Origin of the sequence: Streptomyces sp. XH2 (assembly GCF_049725035.1) — a bacterium.
Lineage (GTDB): Bacteria > Actinomycetota > Actinomycetes > Streptomycetales > Streptomycetaceae > Streptomyces > Streptomyces roseoverticillatus.
On record NZ_JBMMMZ010000008.1, the window covers coordinates 178,748 to 199,669 of the forward strand.

Annotated in this window: 24 protein-coding genes; 16 read left to right on the forward strand and 8 right to left on the reverse strand. The window is 73.3% G+C overall.

What is annotated here, in order from left to right:
* Positions 1–37: 37 nt before the first annotated feature.
* Both ACOTKD_RS18085 and ACOTKD_RS18090 read left to right on the forward strand, forming a co-directional pair.
* On the forward strand, positions 38–424 hold the full coding sequence (locus ACOTKD_RS18085) for a hypothetical protein (RefSeq protein WP_424890180.1): 387 nt from the start codon (positions 38–40) through the stop codon (positions 422–424).
* A complete protein-coding gene (locus ACOTKD_RS18090; protein WP_424890001.1) occupies positions 421–1,011 on the forward strand; it encodes a DNA-3-methyladenine glycosylase I in 591 nt (196 codons plus the stop codon). The genes ACOTKD_RS18085 and ACOTKD_RS18090 overlap by 4 nt, the downstream gene beginning before the upstream one ends.
* A 36-nt stretch (positions 1,012–1,047) precedes the next feature.
* On the opposite strand, the gene ACOTKD_RS18095 is transcribed toward ACOTKD_RS18090, so the two are convergent.
* The gene (locus tag ACOTKD_RS18095) at positions 1,048–1,848 is read right to left on the reverse strand and encodes an enoyl-CoA hydratase/isomerase family protein (RefSeq protein ID WP_424890002.1); all 801 of its coding nucleotides are present in this window, start codon (positions 1,846–1,848) and stop codon (positions 1,048–1,050) included.
* A gap of 320 nt (positions 1,849–2,168) precedes the next feature.
* On the opposite strand from ACOTKD_RS18095, the gene ACOTKD_RS18100 reads away from it, so the two are divergent.
* Positions 2,169–2,336, forward strand: a complete 168-nt coding sequence (locus ACOTKD_RS18100; RefSeq protein ID WP_009997451.1) for a DUF3117 domain-containing protein — start codon at positions 2,169–2,171, stop codon at positions 2,334–2,336.
* Between the two features lie 129 nt (positions 2,337–2,465).
* On the opposite strand, the gene ACOTKD_RS18105 is transcribed toward ACOTKD_RS18100, so the two are convergent.
* The gene (locus ACOTKD_RS18105) at positions 2,466–3,131 is read right to left on the reverse strand and encodes an O-methyltransferase (RefSeq protein ID WP_078660131.1); all 666 of its coding nucleotides are present in this window, start codon (positions 3,129–3,131) and stop codon (positions 2,466–2,468) included.
* Positions 3,132–3,296: 165 nt separating this feature from the next.
* Between ACOTKD_RS18105 and sigE the strand changes: the two genes are divergently transcribed.
* The 6 genes from sigE to ACOTKD_RS18135 all read left to right on the forward strand — a co-directional run bounded on the left by sigE (position 3,297) and on the right by ACOTKD_RS18135 (position 8,630).
* A complete protein-coding gene (gene sigE / locus ACOTKD_RS18110) occupies positions 3,297–4,073 on the forward strand; it encodes an RNA polymerase sigma factor SigE (RefSeq protein ID WP_424890181.1) in 777 nt (258 codons plus the stop codon).
* Entirely contained in the window at positions 4,070–4,870 is an 801-nt protein-coding gene (locus tag ACOTKD_RS18115) for a zf-HC2 domain-containing protein (protein ID WP_424890003.1), read from the forward strand. Before sigE ends, ACOTKD_RS18115 begins: the two co-directional genes overlap by 4 nt.
* A gap of 109 nt (positions 4,871–4,979) precedes the next feature.
* Positions 4,980–6,905 (forward strand): trypsin-like peptidase domain-containing protein, encoded by a 1,926-nt coding sequence (locus tag ACOTKD_RS18120; RefSeq protein ID WP_424890004.1) that lies wholly within the window; start codon positions 4,980–4,982, stop codon positions 6,903–6,905.
* A gap of 163 nt (positions 6,906–7,068) precedes the next feature.
* Positions 7,069–7,524 (forward strand): sec-independent translocase, encoded by a 456-nt coding sequence (locus ACOTKD_RS18125; RefSeq protein WP_424890005.1) that lies wholly within the window; start codon positions 7,069–7,071, stop codon positions 7,522–7,524.
* 118 nt (positions 7,525–7,642) lie between these two features.
* Positions 7,643–8,335, forward strand: a complete 693-nt coding sequence (locus ACOTKD_RS18130) for a hypothetical protein (RefSeq protein WP_424890006.1) — start codon at positions 7,643–7,645, stop codon at positions 8,333–8,335.
* A 103-nt stretch (positions 8,336–8,438) separates the two neighbouring features.
* Positions 8,439–8,630 (forward strand): YegP family protein, encoded by a 192-nt coding sequence (locus tag ACOTKD_RS18135; protein WP_398383267.1) that lies wholly within the window; start codon positions 8,439–8,441, stop codon positions 8,628–8,630.
* A gap of 49 nt (positions 8,631–8,679) precedes the next feature.
* On the opposite strand, the gene ACOTKD_RS18140 is transcribed toward ACOTKD_RS18135, so the two are convergent.
* The 3 genes from ACOTKD_RS18140 to ACOTKD_RS18150 are packed head-to-tail and all read right to left on the reverse strand — an operon-like array spanning position 8,680 to position 11,774.
* Positions 8,680–9,837, reverse strand: coding sequence for an Mrp/NBP35 family ATP-binding protein (locus ACOTKD_RS18140; RefSeq protein ID WP_424890007.1), 1,158 nt, complete (start codon positions 9,835–9,837; stop codon positions 8,680–8,682).
* Positions 9,838–9,880: 43 nt separating this feature from the next.
* Entirely contained in the window at positions 9,881–10,489 is a 609-nt protein-coding gene (locus tag ACOTKD_RS18145; RefSeq protein ID WP_424890008.1) for a DUF1003 domain-containing protein, read from the reverse strand.
* Positions 10,479–11,774 (reverse strand): magnesium transporter MgtE N-terminal domain-containing protein, encoded by a 1,296-nt coding sequence (locus ACOTKD_RS18150; protein ID WP_424890009.1) that lies wholly within the window; start codon positions 11,772–11,774, stop codon positions 10,479–10,481. Before ACOTKD_RS18150 ends, ACOTKD_RS18145 begins: the two co-directional genes overlap by 11 nt.
* Before the next feature lie 159 nt (positions 11,775–11,933).
* On the opposite strand from ACOTKD_RS18150, the gene ACOTKD_RS18155 reads away from it, so the two are divergent.
* The gene (locus ACOTKD_RS18155) at positions 11,934–12,692 is read left to right on the forward strand and encodes a hypothetical protein (protein WP_424890010.1); all 759 of its coding nucleotides are present in this window, start codon (positions 11,934–11,936) and stop codon (positions 12,690–12,692) included.
* A gap of 263 nt (positions 12,693–12,955) precedes the next feature.
* On the opposite strand, the gene ACOTKD_RS18160 is transcribed toward ACOTKD_RS18155, so the two are convergent.
* Positions 12,956–13,480 carry a hypothetical protein gene (locus ACOTKD_RS18160; protein ID WP_424890011.1) on the reverse strand — a complete coding sequence of 175 codons (525 nt, stop codon included), beginning with the start codon at positions 13,478–13,480 and terminating at the stop codon, positions 12,956–12,958.
* An 81-nt stretch (positions 13,481–13,561) separates the two neighbouring features.
* Between ACOTKD_RS18160 and ACOTKD_RS18165 the strand changes: the two genes are divergently transcribed.
* Entirely contained in the window at positions 13,562–14,473 is a 912-nt protein-coding gene (locus ACOTKD_RS18165; RefSeq protein WP_424890012.1) for a DMT family transporter, read from the forward strand.
* Positions 14,474–14,528: 55 nt separating this feature from the next.
* Here the strand turns inward: ACOTKD_RS18165 and ACOTKD_RS18170 are convergent, their stop codons facing one another.
* Complete coding sequence (locus ACOTKD_RS18170) at positions 14,529–15,635, reverse strand: magnesium and cobalt transport protein CorA (RefSeq protein WP_424890013.1); 1,107 nt, start codon at positions 15,633–15,635, stop codon at positions 14,529–14,531.
* 510 nt (positions 15,636–16,145) lie between these two features.
* Here ACOTKD_RS18170 and ACOTKD_RS18175 point away from each other — a divergent pair.
* The 4 genes from ACOTKD_RS18175 (at position 16,146) to ACOTKD_RS18190 (ending at position 19,470) form a co-directional block, all read left to right on the forward strand.
* Entirely contained in the window at positions 16,146–16,784 is a 639-nt protein-coding gene (locus ACOTKD_RS18175) for a suppressor of fused domain protein (protein WP_424890014.1), read from the forward strand.
* Between the two features lie 74 nt (positions 16,785–16,858).
* Positions 16,859–17,509 (forward strand): DUF6758 family protein, encoded by a 651-nt coding sequence (locus ACOTKD_RS18180; protein ID WP_424890015.1) that lies wholly within the window; start codon positions 16,859–16,861, stop codon positions 17,507–17,509.
* Between the two features lie 327 nt (positions 17,510–17,836).
* On the forward strand, positions 17,837–18,700 hold the full coding sequence (locus tag ACOTKD_RS18185) for a PHP domain-containing protein (RefSeq protein ID WP_424890016.1): 864 nt from the start codon (positions 17,837–17,839) through the stop codon (positions 18,698–18,700).
* A gap of 164 nt (positions 18,701–18,864) precedes the next feature.
* Entirely contained in the window at positions 18,865–19,470 is a 606-nt protein-coding gene (locus tag ACOTKD_RS18190; RefSeq protein ID WP_359105642.1) for a MarC family protein, read from the forward strand.
* Positions 19,471–19,562: 92 nt separating this feature from the next.
* On the opposite strand, the gene ACOTKD_RS18195 is transcribed toward ACOTKD_RS18190, so the two are convergent.
* A complete protein-coding gene (locus tag ACOTKD_RS18195) occupies positions 19,563–19,715 on the reverse strand; it encodes a hypothetical protein (protein WP_424890017.1) in 153 nt (50 codons plus the stop codon).
* 215 nt (positions 19,716–19,930) lie between these two features.
* Here ACOTKD_RS18195 and ACOTKD_RS18200 point away from each other — a divergent pair, with 215 nt between their 5' ends.
* Positions 19,931–20,890: an NYN domain-containing protein gene (locus tag ACOTKD_RS18200; RefSeq protein ID WP_424890018.1), complete on the forward strand. Its 960-nt coding sequence runs from the start codon at positions 19,931–19,933 to the stop codon at positions 20,888–20,890.
* The last annotated feature ends 32 nt before the right edge of the window (positions 20,891–20,922 follow it).

Genomic DNA, 20,922 nt, shown 5'->3' on the forward strand with positions numbered 1-20,922 from the left:
CGGGGTGGACCGAATCGCAGTCCGCGTTCCCGGGGAGATGGTCGTGTTCTGGTTCCTGCTCATCGCGCTGGTCGTGGTGGTCGCCGCGGTCGCGCTGTTCGTCGCCGGCGGCGGGAGCGGCGCGGCGCTGCCCGAGGCCGCCGCCGACCGGACGGTCTGGCCGCTCCCCGCCGACCGCCCCATGGCCCGCGCCGACGTCGACACCCTGCGCCTGCCGGCCGCCCTGCGCGGCTACCGCATGGCGGAGACGGACGAGGCGCTGGACCGCCTGGGTGCCGAGCTCGCCGAGCGCGACGCCCGCATCGCCGAGCTGGAGGCGGCGCTGGCCGGGGCGCAGGCCGCGGCCATGGGCGGCGGCGCGCAGGCCAAGGGCAGGGCGGCCGGGCGCGGCGACAGCGGCGACGAGGGGGAGAAGACGGCATGAGCGGCACCCTGATCACCGGCCCGGACGGCCTGCGGCGCTGCCCGTGGGGCGGCATGGAAGCCGAGTCCGCGGCGGACTACCGCGTCTACCACGACACGGAGTGGGGCCGCCCCGTGCGCGGCGACGACGCCCTCTACGAGCGGATATGCCTGGAGGCCTTCCAGTCCGGGCTTTCCTGGCTGACGATCCTGCGCCGCCGCGAGGGTTTCCGGGCCGCCTTCGCCGGCTTCTCCATCGAGAAGGTGGCCGCCTTCACCGATGCCGACGCCGAGCGGCTGCTGGCCGACCCCGGCATCATCCGCAACCGCGCGAAGATCACGGCCGCGATCGCCAACGCCCGGGTGGCGGCGGAGTGGGCGCCCGGCGAGCTGGACGCCCTCATCTGGTCCTACGCCCCGGAGCCGGCCGCCGCCGCGCCGCGCACGGCCGCGGACGTCCCGGCGACGACACCGGAGTCGACGGCCCTGGCCAAGGACCTCAAGAAGCGGGGCTTCCGCTTCATCGGGCCGACGACGGCGTACGCGCTGATGCAGGCGTGCGGCCTGGTGAACGACCACGTGGCGGGCTGTCACGCGAGGGGGGCCTGAGCACCGCTGCCGCCCGGGCCGCCCGGCCCGTACGGTTCAGCGCCCCACGAACCGCGGCTTCTCCTTCTTCAGGAACGCGTCCACCGCAATGGCGTGATCCTCCGACGCGCCCGCACGGCCCTGCAGCTCGTCCTCCTTGGCCAGGGCCTCGGCCAGCGGCCGGCCCGCGCCGTACGCGAGGGACTCCTTGATCGCGGCGTACGCCGCGGTCGGCCCCTCGGCGAGCCGCCGGGCCACGGCCTCCGCCTCCGCGGCCAGCTCCGCCGCCGGGACGACCCGGTTGGCGATGCCCAGCTCGTATGCCTCCTGGGCGGGCACGGTGCGCGGGAAGAGCAGCAGGTCGGAGGCGCGGCTGTGGCCGACGAGGCGGGGGAGCGTCCAGGAGACGCCCGAGTCGGCGGTCAGGGCGACGCCCGCGAAGGAGGTGTTGAAGGCGGCGGTGTCGGCGACCACGCGGTAGTCGGCGGCGAAGGCGAAGCCCGCGCCCGCGCCCGCGGCGACGCCGTTGACGCCCGCGACCACCGGCTTCGGCATGCCGGCGATGGCGGTGACGATGGGGTTGTAGTGCTCCTCGACCGTCCTCATCGTCAGCTGCGTGCCGTTCCTGCGGTCGGCGGCGAGCGATTCGACGTGTTCCTTGAGGTCCTGTCCGACGCAGAAGGCGCGCCCGGTGCCGGTCAGCAGCACCGCCCGGACGGCGGGGTCCGCGCCGGCCCGCTGCAGGGCGTCGCGCAGGGCGGCCTTGGTGTCGGTGTTCAGCGCGTTCATCGCATCGGGACGGTTCAGCGTGATCGTCGCGAGTCCGTCCGTCACCTCGTACAGCACGGAGTCGGCCATGGTGCGTTCCCTCCCTCGTCGCAAGCCCTGCGGGCGGCGTTCAGGGCTCAGCATGCCGGAGATCATCGGCCGCCGATATGTGACCTGCGTCAAAGAATCCGGCCATGGATTCCCGGCCGGGGTGGCGCAGTATCGCAGTCCGATCGCCGAATTGGGTGGTTTTGCGCGAGCGCGTTGCCGAAGGGATGCGGACCGATGTTGGTCATTGGGTCACGCGATGCGAGATAATGGCCTGGAAGCAATGTGTTCGATGCCGGTGACGCGGGCCTGTCGTGGGGCCGTCGGCTGACGATGAGCTGGTTTCAGGAAGGGGAACGAGCATGGCGGCCATGAAGCCGCGGACGGGCGATGGCCCGCTCGAGGTGACCAAGGAGGGGCGGGGCATCGTCATGCGGGTTCCGCTCGAAGGCGGCGGTCGGCTCGTCGTCGAGCTGACCCCGGATGAGGCCGAGGCCCTCGGAGACGCCCTGAAGAAGGTTGTCGGCTGACACACGCCGAACCACCGTTCTTACGCTGCCCCGGCAGCCGGTCCGCACCGGCTGCCGGGGCAGCGGTGCGTCCGGGGCCGGATCCGGGCGCACGCCAGGGGCCGGTGACCGTCCGAGCCTCGCGCGGGCTCAGCCGCGCCGCGCGGCGCACAGCAGCCCGTCGCCCACCGGCAGCAGCGACGGCACCAGCACCCGGGACTCCCGCACGGCCCGCAGCAGCTCGCGCAGCCGCTGCACCTCGGCGGGCTGGACGGCCGCGTCCACCGTGCGGCCGTCGGCGAAGACGCCCTCGAAGCAGACGAGGCCGCCCGGCCGCAGCAGGCGCAACGATTCGGCTAGGTAGTCCAGGCACTCCAGCCGGTCGCCGTCGCAGAACACCAGGTCGTATCCGCCGTCGGCCAGGCGCGGTAGCACCTCCAGGGCGCGGCCGGGGATGAAGCGCGCGCGGTTGCCCGCGAAGCCCGCGGCGCGGAACGCCTGCCGGGCGAACTGCTGGCACTCGGGGTCCGCGTCCACCGTGGTCAGCACGCCGTCGGGCCGCATGCCGTGCAGGAGGTGGATGCCGGAGACGCCGGTGCCGGTGCCGATCTCGGCCACCGCCTTGGCGTCCACGGCCGCCGCGAGCAGGCGCAGCGCCGCGCCGGTGCCGGACGACACCGAGCGCAGGCCTGCCTCCACGGCCCGGTCACGGGCCCAGCGCAGCGCCTCGTCCTCGGCGACGAACGCATCGGCGAACGCCCAGCTCGTCTGCCGGTTGCCGGTAATGGCCCTCTCCTGTCCCCGTAGTCGACGCAACCGTGACTGTATCCGCTGACCACGGGAACCCGCAGATGGGACCGCGCGTTGAGGAGAAGGGGCGGCGGAGCGAGGGCCCCCGGGAGGAGATGCCGGGAAGGGCGGGGGGATCAAGGCCAAATGCAGGTCAAAATTCCTTATCCGGAGCTAACGGGCGGGATGGATATGGTAGGGGCTCTACTGGACACCACCAGAGCCGACAGGGGAGGTGCGGCTGCGGCCGACGACCGTCGGGGAGTGCTGAGGCGCTTTCGCAGGTCCGCCGGCGAGCCGAAATCCGTGACCAAGACCGCTGACCGTTCGCGCGCCACCGATTCCGCACAGACCGCGACCTTCGCCACCGATGCGGACTCGCAGGCGTGGACGCCTCCCACCTGGGAGGAGATCGTCAGCACGCACAGTGCCCGCGTCTACCGCCTGGCCTACCGCCTCACCGGCAACCAGCACGACGCCGAGGACCTCACGCAGGAGGTCTTCGTCAGGGTCTTCCGGTCGCTCTCCACGTACACCCCCGGCACGTTCGAGGGGTGGCTGCACCGCATCACCACCAATCTCTTCCTGGACATGGTCCGGCGCCGCCAGCGCATCCGCTTCGACGCGCTCGGCGAGGACGCCGCGGAGCGGCTCCCCAGCCGCGAACCCTCCCCCCAGCAGCACTTCAACGACACGCACTTCGACGCGGACATCCAGCAGGCCCTGGACACCCTCGCCCCGGAGTTCCGCGCCGCCGTCGTCCTGTGCGACATCGAAGGACTCTCGTACGAGGAGATCGCCGCGACGCTCGGCGTGAAGCTCGGTACGGTCCGCAGCCGCATCCACCGCGGCCGCTCCCACCTGCGCAAGGCGCTCCAGCACCGCTCGCCCGCCGCCCGGGCCGAGCAGCGCGCCGTGGCGAGCGTGGCCGCCGGCGTTCCGCTCGGTGGGGAGGTCGGGATCGCGTGACCGGTTCAGGCGGTCAGTCCCCCGCCGAGCTTCATCTCGGCGACCGCCTCGCGGCCCTGGTCGACGGGGAGTTGGGACACGACTCTCGGGAGCGGGTGCTGGCGCACCTCGCCACCTGTTGGACCTGCAAAGCGGAAGCCGACGCTCAGCGCCGGCTCAAAAGCGTGTTCGCGGAGGCGGCGCCCCCGCCGCTCTCCGAGAACTTCCTGGCCCGGCTCCAGGGCCTGGCGGGCGGCGATCCCCACGCCCCCCTCGACGCCGACCGCGACGGCCCGCAGGGCCGTGAGGGCGCCGGAGGGCCGGGAAAAGCCGGCCCTGCCGCCAGGGCTGAGGCCCTGGCGCCCCTCGGGCTGCTCCCCGGCGGCGTCCGGTCCGGAGCCGCCCGGCCCCGCGAGGGAGGCTTCCGGATCCATGAGATGCCCGAGCCGCCCCGCGGCGGCATACGGGGGCGCCGGATCGCCTTCGCCGCCGCCGGAGCCGTCTCGCTGGCCGCGTTCGCCCTCGGCGGCGCGTCGCCGCTGACCTCGGTCACCGGGCCCCAGGGCCCGCGCGCCGAGAACCCCCGCACGGCGACCACCCCGCTGTCGGCCCCGTCCGGCGGCGCCCGCGACGAGCGCAGGCGCCTCGCCCGCACCGCCTCCCAGGGCGGCTCGTCGGCAGGTCCCGGCTCATCCGCCGCCGTGCCGGTGCGGGAGGTCTCCCTGCTGCGCCCGTCCGCCGCGCCCCCGCTGCCCCCGCTGATACGCACGGGCCACTCGGCACCGGGCGCGCCCCCGGCGGACACCGCCCGGCGCTGATCCCCCGCGCGGGCCCCCTGCGCACGCCCGCGCAGACCTGGTTGAATTCCAGTGGGCCGCGCATCCCTCCGGCGATGCCGTGCGCCCTCCGGCGAACGGTGGGGAGAAGATGGACGACGGGAAGACGCGGGCCGCCGCGCCCAGGCCGCAGTGGTGGAGCCGCCCGCGCCCTCCCGCTGCCGCGGAGGAGCACGAGGGCCCGCAGTTCCTGGACGAGGCCCCGGCCCCCGGCCCGGCGACCCCGCCGGAAGCGGAGACGCGCCCCTTGCCCGCGTACGGCCAGGAGGCTGCGGCCTTCGGCGCGCCCGTCTCCGGTCCGGATGCGGTCTCGGGCACCGCACCCGCGTCCGGCTCCTCCGCTGAGGACGCCATTCGCCCGCTGCCGGCGTACGGGGAGGATGCCCCGGCTGCCGGCGTGCCCGCCGCTGGGCCGGACTCTGCACCCGCGTCCGGCTCCTCCGCTCAGGACGTCACACGCCCGCTGCCGGCGTACGACCAGGAGCCTGCGCCCTTCGGCGCGCCCGCCGCCGGGCCGGACACCGCCCCCGCGTCCGGCTCCTCCCCCCAAGACACCACCCGCCCCCTGCCCGCCTACGGCCAGGAGCCTGCGGCATCCGGTGGGCCCGGGCCGGAGGCCGCCCCGCTGCACGCTCCTGATCCCTACGGCACGCCTCCGTACGGGCGGCCCGGGCCGTGGGCGCCCGCGCCGCCGGTGCAGCGGCCGGTCACGCCGCCGCAGGGCACAGCGCTGCCGCCCGTACCGCCGCCGGGCATGACCCCGCCCCACGGCACCCCGGCGCCCCCCGCGGGCCCGCCGCCCTACCCGCACGGGGCGCATCCCACGCCGCCGCCCGCCGGGCCGTGGCAGTACGACCCCTGGACCGCGCGCCCCGCCGGGCCGGCCGGCGAGCCCGGCCGGGAGGGCGCGCCGCGCCGCGGGCGGCTCGTCGCCGGGGCCCTGCTCGTCGCGCTCGTCGCCGGCGGCATCGGCGGCGGAGTCGGCGCGTTCCTGGAGCGGGACGGCACCATCGGGCGCCACGTGGAGCTGCCCCAGGCCGGCGCCGACCGCTCGGCCCGCGCGCCGGGCAGCATCGCGGGCATCGCCGCCCGCACCCTGCCGGGCGTGGTGACGATCCACGTCCGCGGCGGCAGCGACCAGGGCACCGGCACCGGCTTCGTCCTCGACAAGGACGGCCGGATCCTCACCAACAACCACGTCGTGGAGCCCGCCGGGTCCTCCGGCGACATATCGGTGACCTTCAGCAGCGGCCAGACCGCGAAGGCCACCGTCGTCGGCCGGGACAGCAGCTACGACCTCGCGGTGATCAAGGTGTCGGGCGTGTCCGGGCTGACCCCGCTCGCCCTCGGCAACTCCGACTCCGTGCGCGTCGGGGACTCGGTGATCGCCATCGGCGCCCCGTACGACCTCGCGGGCACGGTCACGACGGGCATCATCAGCGCCAAGGAGCGCCCGATCACGGCCGGCGGTCAGAAGGGCGACGGCAGCGACGTCAGCTACGTCGACGCCCTGCAGACCGACGCCCCGATCAACCCGGGCAACTCGGGCGGCCCGCTGGTGGACTCGGAGGCCCGGGTCATCGGCATCAACAGCGCCATCCGCTCCGCCGGCGACAGCGGCGAGCTCGGCGGCGGCCAGGGCGGCAGCATCGGCCTGGGCTTCGCCATACCGATCAACCAGGCCAAGCGGGTCGCCGAGGAGCTCATCAACACCGGCAGGGCCACGCACCCGGTCATCGGCGTCACCCTGGACATGTCGTATTCGGGTGACGGCGCGCGGGTGAACACGAAGAACGGCGACGGCCCGGCGGTCACCCCCGGCGGCCCCGGCGACAAGGCGGGTCTCCAGCCGCGCGACGTGATCAAGAAGGTGGACGGCGTGGCCGTGCACAGCGGCCAGGAGCTCATCGTCAAGATCCGCAGCCACCGGCCGGGCGACCGGCTCACCCTGACCGTGGAGCGGGACGGCACGGAGCGGGCGGTCGACCTGACCCTCGGCTCCGCGAGCGCCCGCTGAGCACCACGGGGCCCCGCGGAGTTCCGTACGGTTCCGCGGGGTTTCCCCCTGACATCGCCTTTGGCCTGATGTTGGCCCAGGTGTATCCCTCTGGCCCCGCCGGGCCAGGTACCGTGATAGGTGGCCTGGACCGTCGGCCATTGACGCATCAAGGAGCTTCAACGTGCTCGACATAGGACCCCTCGAGCTGGTCGCGCTCGTGGTGCTCGCTGTGCTCATCTTCGGACCGGACAAGCTGCCGAAGATGATCCAGGACGTGTCGCGCACGCTGCGCAAGATCCGGCAGTTCTCCGAGAGCGCCAAGGAGGACATCCGTTCCGAGCTGGGCCCCGAGTTCAAGGACTTCGAGTTCGAGGACCTCAACCCGAAGACCTTCGTCCGCAAGCACGTGCTGGACAAGGACGAGCTCGGCCTGAAGGAGATCCGGAACGGCTTCGACCTCAAGGCGGAGATGACCGACGTCGCCGACGCCGTGCACGGCCGTACGGGCGATGCCGCCGCCTCCGGCCCCGCCCCGTCCGCCGCGAGCGACGGCGCGCCCGCCCGCCCGGACCTGCTCAAGAAGCGCGACAAGCCCGAGCCGGGGGAGCGCCCTCCGTTCGACTCCGACGCCACCTGAGTTCCGCGCATCCCGTGCGCCATTGACGGGGGTGGCTATCCTCCCTGTGTTTGGGGTGAAGTCGTCCGAGGGGGGCGGGCTCGCCCAGGACACCGGGCAACGAGGAGGCGCCGCGCAGATGGAGACGACGAGTCGGGTTGGGGCTCAAGGGGCCGGCACGGGCGACGCGGCCGCGGACGCCGCGGGACAGAACGCGGAGGGCGCGCCCGGCACCCGGCGGACGGTCGACGGCTATCTGCTGGCCTCCTTCCCCTGGTACGGCCTCGACGAGGCCTACACCGGGCCGCGCTGGCTGATGCAGGTCGGCGCCGCCGCCGACGGGACCGTGGAGCACGGTTCGACGGGCCACGGCGAGGAGCCCACGCTGCGCAGCGAGCGGGCCGATCCGCATGCCGCCAAGCAGCGCTTCGCGGTCGTCGTGACCGTGGCCAGCCGCCCCGGCCGGCGCAGCGCCGACGGCACGGGCGTCCTGGAGGCCACCTCGGTCTCCTCGGCGGCCTGGCTGGCCGGCTCCGGGCTGCTGTCGTGCACGTGGCCCGCGCAGATGGAGCGCGCCCTGCGGCAGGACTGGCTCGACCAGCAGACGGCCCTCGCGTGGGAGCTGGCGGACCACCTGGACGACTCCGCGTGGTCGACGCTCTCGCTCCCGGTGGACGGCGTGCCGACGGACTTCCGCTACCGCGAGTCGGAGTACGGCTGGGTGCTGGCCGGCTCGGCGGAGGGGGTCCACATCGGGGCGTACGGCCGGGGCATGAGCGCGTACGGCATGGGCTTCGCGGTGATCAAGGACATCACGGCGTACAGGGAATGACCGGCCGGGTCCCCGTCACCCGCCGGGCCCACCCCGGCTGCGCGCGCCGCCGAGCCGGGCTTGAATTCCGGCAGGGGGCAGCACACGGAGAGGTGAGTGCGTCATGGCGGGCAAGTTCGAGATGTACGAGGACAAGAGCGGCAAGTACCGCTACCGGCTGAAGGCGGGCAACGGCGAGATCATCGCCGTCGGCGAGTCCTACAACAGCCGGGCGGCCTGCGAGAAGGGCATCGAGTCCGTCAAGCAGAACGCGGCCTCGGCGCCGGTGAAGGACCTGGGGCACCAGGAGAAGTAGCCGGCGTGCCGCCGGCGGGACCCGTGGCGGACCCGCCGGCGCGCGCCCGTCAGAACTTGTTGCGCGGCGTGATGCCCAGCGACATCCCGGACAGGCCCCGCTGACGGCCGCCGAGCTTGCCCGCGATCGCGCGCAGTGCCGCGCCCGCCGGGGACTCGGGGTCCGTCAGGACCACCGGCTTGCCCTCGTCGCCGCCCTCGCGCAGGCGGACGTCGATGGGGATCGCGCCCAGCACCGGCACGTTCGTGCCCGTCGTGCGGGTGAGGCCGTCGGCGACCAGCTGGCCGCCGCCCGTGCCGAAGACGTCGACCATCTCGTCGCAGTGCGGGCACGGCAGCCCGGACATGTTCTCCACGACGCCGACGATCTTCTGGTGGGTCTGCACGGCGATCGAGCCGGCCCGCTCGGCGACCTCGGCGGCCGCCTGCTGGGGCGTCGTCACGACGAGGATCTCGGCGTTCGGCACGAGCTGCGCGACGGAGATCGCGATGTCGCCGGTGCCCGGCGGCAGGTCGAGCAGGAGGACGTCCAGGTCGCCCCAGTAGACGTCCGCGAGGAACTGCTGGAGCGCGCGGTGCAGCATCGGGCCGCGCCACACCACCGGGGCGTTGCCCGGGGTGAACATGCCGATCGAGATGACCTTCACGCCGTTCGCCGACGGCGGCATGATCATGTTCTCGACCTGGGTGGGGCGGCCGTCCGCGCCGAGCATGCGCGGGACGGAGTGGCCGTAGATGTCCGCGTCGACGACGCCGACCTTCAGGCCGTCGGCGGCCATGGCCGCCGCCAGGTTGACCGTCACGGAGGACTTGCCGACGCCGCCCTTGCCGGACGCCACCGCGTACACCCGGGTCAGCGAGCCGGGCTTGGCGAAGGGCACCTCGCGCTCGGCCGTGCCGCCGCGCAGGGAGGCCGCGAGCTCGCGGCGCTGCTCGTCGCTCATCACGTCGAGCCCGACCGTCACGCCCGTGACGCCCTCGACGCGTGCGACGGCGTCCGTCACACGGCTGATGATCGTCTCGCGCATGGGGCAGCCGGAGACCGTCAGGTAGACCTCGACCGCCACGGAACCGTCCGCCGCGATCTCCACCGATTTGACCATCCCCAGTTCGGTGATGGGTCGCTGGATCTCGGGGTCGTTCACCGTCGCGAGCGCGGCGCGGACCGCGTCCTCGCTCGGGGACGTTCCGTTCGTGTCGGTAGCCATACGGAGATGGTACGGCGCGTGAGGGGGCCTCCGGAAAGAGCCGTCAGCGGTCGCGTTCCTCACTCTCCGCCGGGAATACCCGGCGCTGTTCGAGTTCCTTGACGAGCTCCTGGAACTCGGAGCGGATCCAGTCGCGGGTGGCAACCTCGCCGAGGCCCATCCGCAGCGAGGCGATCTCCCGGGTCAGGTACTCCGTGTCCGCGATCGACCGCTCGTTCTGCTTGCGGTCCTGCTCCAGGTTGACCCGGTCGCGGTCGTCCTGGCGGTTCTGCGCGAGGAGGATCAGCGGCGCCGCGTAGGAGGCCTGCAGCGACAGCATCAGGGTCAGGAAGATGAAGGGATAGTTGTCGAACCGCAGGTGCCCGGGGACCGTGGTGTTCCACACCACCCACAGCACGATGACGACCGTCATCCAGACGATGAACCGGCCCGTCCCCAGGAAGCGCGCGATCCGCTCCGACGTCCGCCCGAACGCCTCCGGGTCGTACTCCGGCAGCCACGCGCGCCGCCGGACCCGCGGCAGGTCCAGGCGGACGCGCGGCCGCGGGTGGGGGTGCGGGTGCACCGCCTCCGACTGCGCCCGCACGCGCTCGGCGCGGTCGGGCCGGTGCCCGGGCCGGTCGGTCTCGCGCCCGCGGTCGTTACCGGCCATCGGCGGCCTCCGGCAGCTCGGTCATGCCCGGCGCGCCGTAGTGCAGCTCGGTCTCGCGCCAGTCGTCGGGCAGCAGGTGGTCCAGGACGTCGTCGACGGTGACCGCGCCCAGCAGGGAGCCGCTCTCGTCGACCACGGGCGCGGCGACCATGTTGTACGTGGCGAGGTAGCTGGTGACGGCCGGCAGGGGGGTGCCCGGCGGGAGGGGCCGCAGGTCGGTGTCCACGATCGAGCCGACGAGGGTGAAGGGCGGGTCGCGCAGCAGCCGCTGGAAGTGGACCGTGCCCAGGTACTTGCCGGTGGGGGTCTCGTCCGGCGGCCGGCATACGTACACCTGTGCGGCCAGGGCGGGGGAGAGGTCGCGGTTGCGCACCCGCGCGAGGGCGTCGGCGACGGTCGCGTCCGGGCGCAGCACGATCGGCTCGGTGGTCATCAGGCCGCCCGCGGTCCGCTCCTCGTAGGCCAGGAGCCGGCGCACGTCCGCCGCCTCGTCCGGCTGCATGAGGGTCAGCAGCCGCTCCTTGTCGTCCTCCGGGAGCTCGGAGAGCAGGTCGGCCGCGTCGTCCGGGTCCATGGCCTCCAGGACGTCCGCGGCGCGCTCCTCCTTGAGTTTGCCGAGGATCTCGATCTGGTCGTCCTCCGGAAGCTCCTCCAGGACGTCCGCGAGCCGGTCGTCGTCGAGCGCCGCCGCGACCTCGCCGCGGCGCTTGGGGGAGAGGTGGTGCAGCACGCTCGCGAGGTCGGCGGGGCGCAGCCGCTCGAAGGTCGCGAGGAGGCTGGCGGCGCCCTGCCCGTGCTCCTCCAGGGAGAAGCCGGTGACCGCCGACCACTCGACCGTGAGCGTCTCTCCCTTGCGGCGCAGCGCCCCGCCCTTGCCGCGGCGCACGAAGACCTTGTCGATCTCCCAGTCGCGGCGGGCCGGGAGCTGGGTGATCGCCACGTCCAGGACGGTCACCTCCTCGTCCCCGTCGACCAGGCGCACGCGCCGGTCCAGGAGCTCCCCGAGGACCAGCGTCTCGGTGGTGCGCTGCTCGAAGCGGCGCATGTTGATCACCCCTGTGGTGATCACCTGGCCGGACTCCACGCCCGTCACCCGGGTCATGGGCAGGAAGATGCGGCGGCGGCTGACGACCTCCACGACGAGGCCGAGGACGCGGGGCGGGCGGCCGCCGACGCGCAGCATCGCGACGAGGTCCTGGACGCGGCCGACCTGGTCGCCGTTGGGGTCGAAGACCGCCACGCCCGAGAGGTGCGACACGAAGACCCGGTGGGCGCCTGCCGCCATGCCGCACACCTCCTCCGTGGTCCGGTGTCCGGTTCAGGCTAACGTGACCGGCTTCTCCCCGGCGCGGGAGAGAGGGCCGTCCGGACTGCTGGCTTCCGCCTGTGCCGTGCACGGGTACGCTGCCCCCTGTTCCCCGGCTGAACAGGAGGCAGGAGCGACGTGCGTACCCGGAAGGCTGCTCTCGTGGGAGCGCTCTGCGCCGGCCTGTCCGTGGCGCTCACCGCCTGCGGCGGCACCGCGGAGGACCCCGACGCCGGCACCAACGGCGTCGGCAAGCTGGAGCCCGCGAAGATCCAGGACAAGGCGCGGACCGCGGCGCGGGACGCCTCGGCCGTCCACCTCTCCGGCAACGTCGTCAGCCAAGGGCGCACGTACAAGCTCGACATGCGGCTGAAGCGGGACGGGGGGACCGGCCGGGTCGCCTCCGACGCCAGCGCGTTCGAGCTGCTGCGGGTCGGCGAAGAGCTCTTCCTGAAGGCGCCGGCGGCGTTCTGGGCGCGGGGCGACAAGGGGGACGGCGCCGCGGCCGCGGGCAAGCTGGAGAAGAAGTACGTCAAGGTGCCGGCCGGGGACCCGGCCTACGAGCAGTTCAAGGGCTTCACCGACAAGAACGTCCTGCTGGACGGCCTCCTCGGCCTGCACGGCAAGCTCGCGCGGGGCGACCACGGCACGGTGGCCGGCGCCCGGACCATCCGGGTCGACGGCGCGGGGGGCTCGGGCGGGACGCTCGACGTCTCGCTGATGGGCGAGCCGTACCCCCTGCGTGTCCAGCGCGCGGGCGGCGCGGGGCAGCTCGAACTGTCCGACTGGGGCAAGGACTTCGCCCTGGCGGCCCCGCCGAAGCAGGACGTCGTCGACTACGGGAAGCGGCTCCCGTCCACGGGCGAGGGCGCGGCGTTGCCGCCGGCGACGAAGTAGCACCGCGGGGGCCCCTTCGGGGCGAGGCCGGTCCGGCTGAGCCGGGCCTTTCCTCCCGCCGCGACAGAGAGACGCCCGACGGCGGTGTCCGGTGGTGTGGTGCGTGTTGCGGCGCCCTTGGCGCCCTGGCCGCGCCGGTTGTCTTCCGCCGCGACGGCGAGACGCCCGGCGGCGGCCTTCGGCGGTGCCGTGCGTGCGCGACTGATCGGCCGCAAGCCCGGTCCGGCACCGCCGGGCAGGCGCGTTCCGGCTGGGCGCCGTGGCTAGCGCGTCCCCCGGCGCCCCCTCCGGAGAAGCTTCGGCAAGGCCGCCGGCATCGGGCGCCGTGTCGTGGCCGGGGTCGGGAGGGGGACCGCGGTCAGGGCCGTGTCCGGGAGGGGCGCCGTCGCCCCCGACGGCTCCAGGCGCAGGACGCGGCAGTCCTTCGCCCACCGCTCGGCGACCCGCTCCGCATCGGGCGCGTTCAGCCGCTTCGCCTTCAGCTCGCCGACCGCCGCCTCCCACGCCTCGCCGCCCGCCGGCAGCTCCGTGACGCGCGCGGCCCAGGACACCAGGCGCCCGCCCTTGTCCTTGCTGCGGACGGTCACCGTGGCCTCGCCGCCGTCGGCGAGCCCGAGCCCGTCCAGCGGCTGCTCGCCGGGCCCGCCCACGACGTGGACGGCACCCTCGTGCCACACGTGCCACAGCGCACGGCTCGGTCCCGCCGGGCCCTGCACCCAGATGAGGCCGGACTTCTTCGTGGCCTCCTCGATGAGCGCCTGGTCGAGCAGCTCCTGCGTCTGTGTCATGGGCCCACTTTATTCGGCTGCCCGTGCGACCAGGAGATCTACCCTGGACGGGTGACCAGTGCCCGTACGTGCCGTGAAGCCTTGCCCAAGGCGAATGAGGCGACCTCCCGCCCCCGTCCCACCGTCCGCACGGACCTCCTCCTGCTCGCGGTGGCCATCTCCGGCATCTCCCTCTCGGCCCCTCTGATCGCGGCGACCGCCGCCCCCGCACTGGCCATCGCCTTCTGGCGCAACGCCATGGCCGTGGGCGCCCTCACCCCCTTCGCCCTCACCCGGCACCGCGCCGAGCTGTTCTCCCTGGGCCGCCGGAACCTGCTCCTGGCCGTGGCCGCCGGCGCGCTGCTGGCCGTGCACTTCGGGGTGTGGCTGCCGAGCCTGCAGATGACGTCGGTCGCGTCCTCGACCGCCCTGGTCACCACGACCCCGATCTGGACGACGCTCCTGATGCGCCTGCGCGGCCACCGCCCGCCCGCGCTGGTGTGGGCGGGCACCGCCCTCGCGTTCCTGGGCGTGGTGCTCCTGACCGGCGTCGATTTGTCCCTGTCCTCGCTCGCCCTCGCCGGGGACGCGCTCGCCCTCTCCGGCGGCATGGCGGCCGCCGGCTACGTGCTGCTGGGCGCGGAGGTGCGCCGCACGGTCGGCACGGTCACGTACAGCTACGTCTGCTACGGCACGACGACCGTCCTGCTGCTCGCCACGTGCCTGGTCTCCGGCGCGTCCCTCGGCGGCTACAGCGGCGGCACCTGGCTGAAGCTGGCCGTGCTGACGGTGACCGCGCAGCTGCTCGGACACTCGCTGATCAACCGCGTGGTCAAGGGCCTCGGCCCGTCCGTCACCTCGACGGCGATCCTCCTGGAGACCCCGGGGGCGGCCCTGATCGCGGCGCTGTGGCTGGGGCAGACCCCGCCGGTCGCCTCCTACCCTGCGCTGGCGGTGATCATGGCGGGCCTGGGCCTCGTCATCATGGCCGACCGCGTCGCGAAGAAGAGCTGAAGAAGAGCTGACGCAGGGCTGAGGGCGGGCCGGGGAACGGCCGCGGAACGGCCGGCTAGAGCCAGCCGTTCCGCTTGAAGCCGCGGTGGATCGTCACACAGATGGCGACCGTGACGACCATGACCGCCGGATAGCCGTACTTCCAGTGCAGCTCCGGCATGTGGTCGAAGTTCATGCCGTAGATCCCGGCGATCATCGTCGGCACCGCGAAGATCGCCGCCCACGACGTGATCTTCCGCATGTCCTCGTTCTGCGCGACGGACGCCTGCGCGAGGTTGGCCTGGAGGATGGAGTTCAGCAGGTCGTCGAAGGACAGGACCTGCTCGTGGACGCGGGCGAGGTGGTCGGCCACGTCCCGGAAGTACTTCTGGATGTCCGGGTCGACCAGCCGCATCGGCCGCTCGCTGAGCTGCTGCATCGGCCGCAGCAGCGGGGCGACGGCCCGCTTGAACTCCAGCACCTCGCGCTTGAGCTGGTAGATCCGGCCCGCGTCGCCGCCGCGCGAGGCGCCCTTGCCGGCGGGCGAGAAGACGTCGATCTCCACCTCGTCGATGTCGTCCTGCACGGCGTCGGCGACGGCGATGTAGCCGTCCACGACCTGGTCGGCGATGGCGTGCAGGACGGCGGACGGGCCCTTGGCCAGCAGCTCCGGGTCGTCCTGGAGGCGGTGGCGCAGCGCACGCAGCGAGCCCTGGCCGCCGTGCCGGACGGTGATGATGAAGTCCGGCCCGGTGAAGCACATGACCTCGCCGGTCTCGACGACCTCGCTGGTGGCGGTGAGCTCGGCGTGCTCGACGTAGTGGATGGTCTTGAAGACGGTGAACAGCGTGTCGTCGTAACGTTCCAGCTTGGGCCGCTGGTGGGCGTGGACGGCGTCCTCCACGGCGAGCGGGTGCAGCCCGAACTCGGCGGCGATGCCGGAGAACTCACGCTCCGTCGGCTCGTGCAGCCCGATCCAGGCGAAGCCGCCGCCGGCCCGCACCCGGCGCATCGCCTCGGCGGGGCTGACGTGGTCGCTGAGCCGCTTGCCGTCGCGGTAGACGGCACAGTCGACGACGGCGCTGCTGACCGAGGGGTCCCGGGTGGTGTCGTACTCGTACGGGGCGGTGCTCCGGCGCAGGGCGGGGCGGACGGCGGCGCGCAGGTCGCGGATCATCGACATGGCAGGGCTCCTTCACGGGCCGGCCGTCAGCCCGGTGCGGAGTGCGCGCGCAACGCTGTCCGGAACGTGGACGTGCATCCATGACCGGGAACACATCCGCAAATCGGACGGCGCTTCGTGCAGTGCGGGAAGGCTGACGGCAGTTCGCGGAGTACTTCGCGGAGAAGCGGGGAACTTCGAAGCAGAGGACTACGCAGAGAACACGGAACAAAGCGGGACGAAGGCGCTCTTCCGTCGGGCACTGCGGGCGCGAAAGAACTTCCGGGAAAGCGTCGGCGGCACGGCCGGGGTCGGAAGATCTCAGATCACAGGGTGGTGTGCGTCCGGAGCGAAGGGACGGGAGAACTGTCGGTACTGCACGGTCGACTAGGATCCACCGCAGCCCCACCTCCTCCGGCCGGTCCCCGCTGAGGGACGAACGTAACTCCCTGACCAGAGGTCAAGGCTAGCAGCCACTTGACGCGTCAATACCCTCCTTTGCCCGTTCGATACGCGTTCTATGCTCACTGCATGTCAGACGTTCTCGCACTGGTCGAGGCCCGGCTCCGGACAGCCCTGGGCGAACCGGACGCGCGCGCAGCGGTGACCTTCCTCGGCACGGACCGGATCGAGGTCCTCCGATTCCATGACGGGGACGTCGTCCGCTACGCCACCCTCGGCATGTCCGCCCAGCCGATGACCGACCCGGCCGGCCCCTCGCCCGACCACCACCCCTCAACGAGCCGCTTCGCGGCGCCCCTCTCGATCGTGGTCGCCGATCCCCTGCGCGGCCCGCGCGCCGAGCTCCTCCTCTCCGTACGCGCCGGCCGCGCCGATACGGACAAGGTGCTGCGCCCGCTGGCCGTCCTCGCCGCCTCCCCCCAGGTGGAGGGCCTCGTCGTGGCGCCCGGCGCCTCGCTCGACACCGGCGAACCGCTGTGGCCCGGGGCACCCTTCACCTCGGTCCTCGTCGCCGAGTCCGGCGGCCTGGTCGAGGACCTGGAACTGGACGAGCCCATGGACCCCGTCCGCTTCCTCCCCCTGCTGCCCATGACCCCCAATGAAGCGGCCTGGAAGCGAGTGCAGGGAGCGGAGGCGCTGCAGGAGCGGTGGCTGAGGAACGGCACCGACCTGCGTGACCCGACGCGCTCCGGGGTACCCCTGGGGTGACCCTCCGGGCCCGCGCCGTCCGGACGGGTGATCGTCCTTGACGCGGCGGCGGCCTGGGAGGACCGTTGGAGGCTATGAGGGGCGAACCCAGTTGCCCGAAGTGCGGTGGCCGGGTGCGAGCGCCCGGTCTCTTCGCCGACTCCTGGCAGTGCGACGTCCACGGCACGGTGCACCCTCTGCAGCCCGTCGTCCCGCCGAGCGTGGACGCCCTGGCCGTCGTCGTCAACCGCGCCGAGGTGCCCGTGTGGATGCCCTGGCCGCTGCCCGTCGGCTGGCTGTTCACGGGCGTGGTCTGCGCGGGGGACGACCGCAGCGGCGGGCGGGCCACCGCCGTCGCCTGCTCCGGCCCCAGCCCTCTCGGCGGCCCCGGCGAGCTGCTCCTGGTGGCCGAGGAGCTCGGCGTCGGCCTCGGCGCGCGCTACGCCGGAGTCGACGGCCCCGACCCCGGCCCCTACCTCCGCGTCGACCGCTCCCCGCACGCCAAGGTGCACGCGGCCGGCCGCCCCACGCCCCTCTGGCACGTCGAGGGCGCGCCCGAGGACCGGGCCGTCTTCGCGGGCGAGGCGCGGGGGCTGTGGCTGTGGGCCGTGGTCTGGCCGGAGCGGTCGGGACTGCTGATGTACGACGAACTGGTCCTGACGGACCTGCGGGACGCGGGCGCGGAGGTCGACCTCCTCCCCTGCGGGGCGCTGTCGCCCCGCCTGCTGCCGCCGGCGGGCCGCTAGCCGTTCCGGCCGGCCGGGCGGCCCGGCCGTCTTTCCCCGCCGCGACGGCGATCCGCCGCAGTGGAGGTGACCGGCGGTGCCGTACGGGCTCAGGCGGACCGGGTACCGCCCGGGATCCGCCGCCGTGGTTGCCCGCCGCCGCTGCGGATGGACCGGGCGGCCGGGCCGCGGCCTGCGGGTGCGGCGAACGGGCAGGGCGGCGCCCCCTGGGGCCGGACCGGCGGGCGGGCCGTGTCCTGGTCGCGGGCCCTACGGGCCCGGCGCCCCGCTCCGGGCCGGTTATCCTGAACCGGTCCCGTTTCGTCTGCCGCCGTGAGGAGCCGTGTCGTGCGCATCGACCTGCACACCCACTCCACGGCCTCCGACGGCACGGACACCCCCGCCGAGCTGGTCCGCAACGCGGCCGCGGCCGGGCTGGACGTCGTGGCGCTCACCGACCACGACGGCGTCGGCGGACACGCCGAGGCCATCGCGGCGCTCCCCGCGGGGCTCACCCTGGTCACCGGTGCGGAGCTGTCCTGCCGGCTCCCGGGCCCGGACGGCTTCAGCGTGCACATGCTGGCCTACCTCTTCGACCCGCTGGAGCCCGGCCTGGCCCGCGAGCGGGACCTCGTCCGCGACGACCGCGTCCCGCGCGCCCGCGCCATGGTCACCAAGCTCAACGAGCTCGGCGTGCCCGTCACATGGGAGCGCGTCGCGCAGATCGCCGGCGACGGCGCCGTCGGGCGGCCGCACGTGGCCACCGCCATGGTCGAGCTGGGCGTCGTGCCCAGCGTGTCCGACGCCTTCACCTCCGAGTGGCTCGCCGGCGACGGCCGCGCCTTCGTCGAGAAGCACGAGCTGGATCCGTTCGACGCGATCCGCCTGGTCAAGGCGGCCGGCGGCGTCACCGTCCTCGCGCACCCGTTCGCGCTGAAGCGCGGCAACTGCGTCTCCGAGAGCGCGATAGCCGAGCTGGCCTCGGCCGGGCTCGACGGCATCGAGGTCGACCACATGGACCACGACGCCCCCACCCGTGCCCGGCTGCGCGGCCTCGCCGCGGACCTCTCCCTGCTGACCACCGGTTCCAGCGACTACCACGGCAGCCGCAAGACCTGTTCGCTCGGCGAGTTCACGACCGATCCGGAAATCTACGGCGAGATCACGCGCCGGGCCACGGGCGCGTTCCCCGTCCCCGGCGCCGGCGGCTGACCGCACCCCTCTTCCGGGTCCGGTCGCGTCCGCACGTTCCCATCCCTCGTGATGCCGTGCGCGGGTGACCGCGCCCGTACGCCCCCGCCCGCGCCGCCGTACGCCCGTACGCACCGGCGGGCGTTCCGCACCTGCTCGCACCACCACTCCCGCAAGGCTCACCTGTGTTCGACTTCGCCGTCTTCGGCTCCCTCTTCCTCACCCTGTTCGTGATCATGGACCCGCCCGGGATCACGCCGATCTTCCTCGCGCTCACCTCGGGCCGCCCGGCCAAGGTCCAGCGCCGCATGGCCTGGCAGGCGGCCGCGGTCGCCTTCGGCGTGATCACCGTCTTCGGCATCTGCGGCCAGCAGATCCTGGACTACCTGCACATCACCACGCCGGCGCTGATGATCGCGGGCGGTCTGCTCCTGCTGCTGATCGCGCTGGACCTGCTCACGGGCAAGTCGGAGGAGCCGACGCAGACCAAGGACGTCAACGTGGCGCTCGTGCCGCTCGGCATGCCGCTGCTGGCCGGGCCGGGAGCGATCGTCTCGGTGATCCTCGCCGTGCAGCACGCGGACTCGGTGGGCGCGCAGGTCTCGGTGTGGGCGGCGATCGCCGCGATGCACGTCGTGCTGTGGCTCGTGATGCGCTACTCGCTGCTGATCATCCGGGTCATCAAGGACGGCGGCGTGGTGCTGGTGACGCGGCTCGCGGGCATGATGCTCTCGGCGCTGGCCGTCCAGCAGATCATCAACGGCATCACGCAGGTGATCGAGGCCAGGTGACCCGGGCCGCGCAGACGCGGTCGCACATGCGACGACACCCCCGTACGGACAGTCCGTACGGGGGTGTCGCTGTTCGCGAAGGAGCGTCGGCGCTACTGTGCCGCGGAGGCGGCCGGGCGGATGTAGATGCGCTGACCCGTCGAAGCGGCCTGCTGCACGATCCGGCTCACGGAGGCGGCGTCCACGACGGTGCTGTCCACGGCGGTGCCGTTGACGTCGTCCAGGCGCATGATTTCGAAGCGCACGGCTTCTCCCTTCGTCTGATCCTCCTGAGGAGAACTTCATGGCTGACGGAACCCGCCGCGTCCGTGGGGCGCGTTCCGTAGGGGTACAACGAGGTTACCCCTGCAAACATTCCCTACGCTAAGGAAATTTTTAACATGACTAAGAATTGTTAAATCCGTGTAACGGAACGCGTTGCCGATGTAACCGCCTGTGCGCAACTGAACGAGACGACACCATGACGGATCCTTATCAGCAGTCCCCGGAGCGCAAGCAGCCTCCCGAGCAGTCACCCGAACACCTGCACGCGATCGCCGCCGCCGTCGAGCGCACCAACGATCTCCTCACGCGCGTGCTGGCCGAGGTCGCGACCACGCCGTCCACTCACGCGATCTTCGTCGACGCCGGCTACGTGTACGCGGCCGCCGGGCGCCTCGTCGCCGGCACCGAGGACCGGCGCTCCTTCGACCTCGACGCCGAAGGGCTGATCGACGCCTTCATCGACAAGGCGCGCACGATCTTCCCCGACAGCCGGCTGCTGCGCGTCTACTGGTACGACGGCGCCCGCCGCCGCATCCACACCACCGAGCAGCAGCGCATCGCCGAGCTCCCCGACGTCAAGGTCCGCCTCGGCAACCTCAACGCCAACAACCAGCAGAAGGGCGTCGACTCCCTCATCCGCACCGACCTCGAATCGCTCGCCCGCCACCGGGCTATCAGCGACGCCGCGCTCATCGGCGGCGACGAGGACCTCGTCTCGGCCGTCGAGGCCGCCCAGGGCTACGGCGCCCGCGTCCACCTGTGGGGCATCGAGGCGGCCGGCGGGCGCAACCAGGCCGAGCCGCTGCTGTGGGAGGTCGACAGCCAGCGCACCTTCGACCTCGACTTCTGCAAGCCGTACGTCACCCGGCGCACCGTGCACGAGGCGCACGCCGACGGCCCCCTCGCCGGCCGGCCCGCGCCCGGCCGCGACGACGTGCGGTTCGTCGGCGCCCAGGTCGCGGCCCAGTGGCTGGCCTCGCGCGGCCGCGACACCGTCGCCGAACTGCTGCCCGGCCACCCCATCCTGCCCGGCGCCGTCGACCAGGAGCTCCTCGTCGAGGCCGAGGCGCTGCTCGGGTTGTCCCTGCGCGGGCACGCGGACCTGCGGCGGGCCCTCCGGGACGGCTTCTGGGACCACTTGCACACCCAGCTCTGATCCGCACCCGATCCGGCCCGGCTTCCCTCGGA